The following is a 2819-nucleotide window of genomic DNA, read 5'->3' as shown; positions in this document are numbered from 1 at the left end:
TGGACGGCAGGCCGACCACCGGCGGCACGGGCGGGACCGGCACGGGCGGCACGCCCGCGACGGCCGGGGTCCACGACGGCGGCGCGGACGGCGGAGCACCGCGCAGCGTCTCCTCGACCACCGGGATGTCGTCGGTGGGCGCCTCGTCGAGCAGGTCGCCGCTGAGCGGGTCGAGCAGCGGGTCGTGGACGTCGCCGGGCGGCTCCTCGACGAGCTCGTCGAGCTCGTCCTCCCCGTCGTCGAGGTCGTCCAGCGACTCGTCGTCGCCCTCGTCGTCGAGGTCGTCATCGAGGTCGAGCTCGGCGCCGAGCACAGCGGCGGGCGGGGCGGGCGGCGGCGGGAACGTCGGTGCGGGTGGCAGCTCCCCGGAGAGGAAGTCCACGTCGGCGGCGGGGATCTCCGTGGAGTCGGCGAGCGAGCTCGACAGCGGGGCGAGGTGGACGACCGGCGCCAGGCCGGTCGCCGACGACGGCGTCTCCAGCGAGCCCAGGCGCACGAGGCCGTCGGTCACCGCGAGCGGCTGGCCCTCGGCCGGCTCGTCGGGGAGCGTGATCGCGAAGTCGGTGGCCGGGACGGTGCGCTCGCTCCACATCGAGCCGGCGTCGGCGGCGACGACCAGCGGGCCGTCGGCGGCGTCGAAGGTGGCACTGGCCCCACCGCGCACGAGGACGCGTACGTTCTCGTCGGTGGCCGAGAGCAGGACGAAGCCGGGCAGGGCGGACAGTCCACCCGCGACGAGGGCGTCGAGGACGGCGTCGAAGCCGGCGCCGTCGTCGACGAGGGACCACAGCGCGCCCGCGCGCGCCTTCTCGGATCCGGGCAGCAGCACGGTCGCGTTCACGCCGACGATCCCCAGCCAGCTGCCGGGACGGTAGGAGAGCGTCCGGGACGAAGTCGGAATTGCCACGCACATATCCCACCACATACCGCGCGGCCACCGCGGGAGGGATGAGCCTGCGGGCGGGCGCCGCCCCCTTCCCGACCCGCTCCCCACCCGGCTCCGACGGCGTTCCTTGCGACCACGCGGCGCACGAAGCCGGTCCTCGCGCGGGGGATACGCGGGAGATGACCGACCTGGCCGGCAACGCCGCGAAGCCCGTCCGGGTCGCGGTCAGGGTCCGCGGCTGATCGCTCGACGGCCGCTGACGGGTCACCCACTACCGTGGGAGGGATGAGCACGGGTTCGGCGACGGCCGAGGGGCACCGCTCGCTCGCCGACCAGTTGCGGACCTGGGACGACGGGCGACTGACCGCGCTGCTGCGCGCCCGCCCCGACCTCGCCTCGCCGGCTCCGCAGGACTCGGCGCAGCTCGCCTCGCGCGCCTCCACCCGCGCCAGCGCGCAGCGCGCCCTCGATGGGCTGACCCACTTCGAGCTCGCGCTCGTCGGGGCGGTGCTCACGTCGCAGCCGGTCTCCCCCGACTCGCTCCTCGAGCGGGGGCCCGCCGTCGCCGACACCCTCGACGGGCTCCTCTCCCGGGCGCTGGTCTGGTCGTCCTCGACCGGACTGCGGGTCGTGAGCGGGGTCGCCGAGGCGCTCGCTCCCGGAGCGTTCCCGACCTCGACCTCCCCCGAGCCGCCCGGCGTCCCGACCACCTCGCGGGCACCCGACCTGGTCGACCGTGCCGCGGCGGGCGCCGCCTTCGAGGCCGTACGCCGGATCGAGCTGCTCCTCGACACCTGGAGCCTCCACCCGGCGCCCGCGCTGCGCTCCGGCGGGCTCGGCGTCCGGGAGCTGCGCGCCCTGGCCGCCAGGCTCCAGGTCGACGAGCCGCAGGCGGCGCTGCTCGCGGAGGTCGCCCAGGCCGCGGGGCTGGTGGCGACCGCCGCCGACGAGGACGGCAATCCCACCTGGATGCCGACCGACGCCGCCGACGCCTGGGCGGCGCTCGGGGTCGCCGAGCGCTGGGTGGGGATCGCCCGCGCCTGGCTCGCCCTGGAGCGGGCGCCGGGCCTGGTCGGCGGCCGCGACCAGGGCGGGAAGCCGGTCAACGCGCTCGTGCCCGAGCTCGTCTCCCGGGGCCTGGCCGAGACCAGGACGATGACCCTCGACGCGCTCGCGGAGCTGCCCCAGGGCGAGGTGCCGGCGGCCACCACCGGGCCGCCGGCGCTCATCGGGCGGCTCGCCTGGCTGCGCCCACGGCGGCCGCGGTCGCGGGAGCGGCAGGTGCTGTGGACCCTGACCGAGGCGGGATCGCTGGGCCTGACCGGGCTCGACGGCCTGGCGTCGTACGCGCGACTGCTGCGGGCGGGCGAGACGTCCGAGGCCGTCGAGGCGCTGGACGCGCTGCTGCCCACGCCGGTGGACCACGTGCTGCTCCAGGCCGACCTGACCGCCGTCGCGCCGGGGCCGCTGCAGCCGGGGCTCGCGCGACAGCTCGGGCTCCTCGCCGACGTGGAGTCGCGCGGCGGGGCGACGGTCTACCGGTTCACGACCGGCAGCGTGCGCGGAGCGCTGGACGCGGGGTGGAGTGCGGGCGAGATCCACACCTTCCTCGCGTCGGTGTCGCGCACGCCGGTGCCGCAGCCGCTGACCTATCTCGTCGACGACACCGCCCGCACCTACGGTCGCATCCGGATCGGGCATGCCGAGGCGTTCCTGCGCGCCGACGACGAGCAGGCACTCGTCGAGCTCCTGCACCACCCGAAGGCCGGCAGCCTCGGCCTGCGGCGGATCGCCCCGACCGTCCTCGTCTCCACGATCCCGATCGACGTGCTCCTCCCCCGGATGCGCGAGCTCGGCGCGGCGCCCGTCGTCGAGGCGGCGGACGGCTCGGTCCACGTCGCGCGCCCGGACGCGCACCGCGCCCGGAGCCCGC

Annotated in this window: 3 protein-coding genes; 2 read left to right on the top strand and 1 reads right to left on the bottom strand. The window is 76.8% G+C overall.

Translation table 11 applies throughout. From position 1 onward, the window contains the following. Positions 1–907: hypothetical protein (locus QM572_RS06675; protein WP_415091329.1), on the bottom strand; the 907-nt coding region annotated here is incomplete at its 3' end. Between the two features lie 41 nt (positions 908–948). Here QM572_RS06675 and QM572_RS06670 point away from each other — a divergent pair. Together QM572_RS06670 and QM572_RS06665 are read left to right on the top strand one after the other, a co-directional pair. Beyond that, on the top strand, positions 949–1128 hold the full coding sequence (locus QM572_RS06670) for a hypothetical protein (protein WP_415091327.1): 180 nt from the start codon (positions 949–951) through the stop codon (positions 1126–1128). A gap of 43 nt (positions 1129–1171) precedes the next feature. After that, the coding region (locus tag QM572_RS06665) for a helicase-associated domain-containing protein (protein WP_415091325.1) at positions 1172–2819 on the top strand (1648 nt) is incomplete at its 3' end.

Source organism: Nocardioides sp. (genome assembly GCF_047607365.1).
Lineage (GTDB): Bacteria > Actinomycetota > Actinomycetes > Propionibacteriales > Nocardioidaceae > Nocardioides.
This window is presented reverse-complemented; position numbering and strand designations above follow the sequence as displayed.